This is a genomic window from uncultured Arthrobacter sp. (assembly GCF_902805515.1).
Classification (GTDB): domain Bacteria; phylum Actinomycetota; class Actinomycetes; order Actinomycetales; family Micrococcaceae; genus Arthrobacter_D.
This window is the reverse complement of the sequence record NZ_CADCTE010000195.1, coordinates 1-1748: the sequence shown is the minus strand read 5'-3', so window position 1 is coordinate 1748 and position 1748 is coordinate 1. Positions and strand designations below refer to the sequence as shown.

Here is a 1748-nt window from a genome sequence, read left to right as displayed (position 1 = left end):
GCGCTCACCGGGCTCGCCGCCGTGCTGGGGGCGCTTGCCGTCCTGCAGCTCGTGCTCCTGCTGCGCCTGCGCCGGGGCCGGCGCAGCGCACGTGAACTGCTGAGCACCGTGGGAATCATCGCGGGGCTTCCGGTGCTGGTGCGCGGCACGCCCGGCCTGTCGGTCATCGCCGTCGTGATGCTGCTCGCCGTGGTGCTGATGTGGCTGCCGGCCAGCAGCGCCTATTTCCAGGCGACCGATCCCAAGGCCCGGAAGAAGCGGGGGCTGCCCGGTACCTGACCGGACAGCCCCTTCCTTCCGCTGACGGGGCCGCTAGGCGCGAAGGGCGGCCAAGGCCTGCTCGAGGTCGCCGATGAGGTCCTCAAGGTCCTCAATGCCGACCGAGAGCCGGATGAGGTTCTCCGGCACCGCCAGGTCGGTGCCCTTCACCGAGGCGTGCGTCATGGCCGAGGGGTAGTTCATGAGCGATTCAATGCCGCCGAGTGACTCCGCGAGGGTGAAGACCTTCGTCGATTCGGCCACCGCGCGCGCCGCGGCCTCCCCGCCGGTGAAGGTCACCGAAATCATGCCGCCGAAGCTCTTCATCTGCGCCGCGGCGAGGTCGTGGCCCGGGTGCTCCTCCAGCCCCGGGTAGTACACCCGCTCCACGCCCTCCTGCTCGGTGAGCCACCGGGCGATCGACGCGGCGTTCGAGCTGTGCCGGTCCATGCGCACGCCCAGGGTCTTCAGGCCCCGCGTGGTCAGCCAGGCCTCCATCGGCGCGGATACCGCGCCCACGGCGAACTGGATGAAGCCCACCTTCTCAGCCAGGTCCTCATCCTTCACGATCACAGCCCCGCCGCTGGCATCGGAGTGGCCGCCGAGGTACTTGGTGGTCGAGTGCACGACGACGTCGGCCCCGAAACTCAGCGGCTGCTGCAGGTACGGGGAGGCGAAGGTGTTGTCGACGACCAGCAGCGCGCCGGCCGCGTGCGCGATCTCCGCGATGGCCGCGATGTCGGTGATCTTCATCATCGGGTTCGATGGGGTCTCGACCCACACCATGCGGGTCTTCCCGCCGGCGACGGCGGCGCGCACGGCGTCGAGGTCGGCCATGTCGACGGCGCTGTTGGTGATGCCCCACTGGGAGAGCACCCGGTCGATCAGGCGGTAGGTGCCGCCGTAGGCGTCGTTCCCGAGCACGATGTGGTCGCCGGGCCGCAGCGCCGCCCGGATGAGCGAATCCTCAGCGGCCAGGCCCGAGGAGAAGCTGAACGCGTGCGTTCCGCCCTCGAGCGCCGCCAGCTGGGACTGCAGGGCATCGCGCGTCGGGTTGGTGCCGCGGCCGTACTCGTAGCCGTTGCGCAGCTTGCCGATGCCGTCCTGGGCGAACGTCGTCGTCTGGTAAATGGGAGGGATCACGGCCCCGGTGGTCGGATCGGGAACCTGGCCCGCATGGATCGCGCGGGTGTTGAAGCCGGAATTGCTTGAGTGCGTCACGCTGCTCCTGTTGGTCGAGGGGTTAGCTGCTCATATAGGTCAGCAGGTCATGGCGGGTCAAAATTCCCACCGGCGCCCCGGCGAGGGTGACCAGGACCGTGTCACTGTGCTGGAGGCGCTCCCGCGCCGTGCCGACGGACTCCATCGAGCCGATCAGCGGCAGTTTCGGGCCCATGTGGGCCGAAACGCTGTCACTCAGCTTGGCCTGGCCAGTGAAAATCTTCTCCGTCAGCGAGCGCTCGTCGACCGATCCGAGCACCTCGCCCAGC

1 protein-coding gene and 2 pseudogenes are annotated in these 1748 nt (G+C 69.1%); 1 reads left to right on the top strand and 2 read right to left on the bottom strand.

Annotation, left to right across the window (positions count from 1 at the left end; translation table 11 throughout):
- Positions 1 to 279, top strand: a pseudogene (locus tag QZX79_RS17570) (hypothetical protein); the annotation flags it as partial.
- Positions 280 to 312: 33 nt separating this feature from the next.
- On the opposite strand, the gene QZX79_RS17565 reads toward QZX79_RS17570, so the two are convergent.
- Positions 313 to 1479, bottom strand: coding sequence for a cystathionine gamma-synthase (locus tag QZX79_RS17565; RefSeq protein ID WP_294570419.1), 1167 nt, complete (start codon positions 1477 to 1479; stop codon positions 313 to 315).
- Between the two features lie 22 nt (positions 1480 to 1501).
- Positions 1502 to 1748: pseudogene (locus QZX79_RS17560) on the bottom strand (cystathionine beta-synthase); the annotation flags it as partial.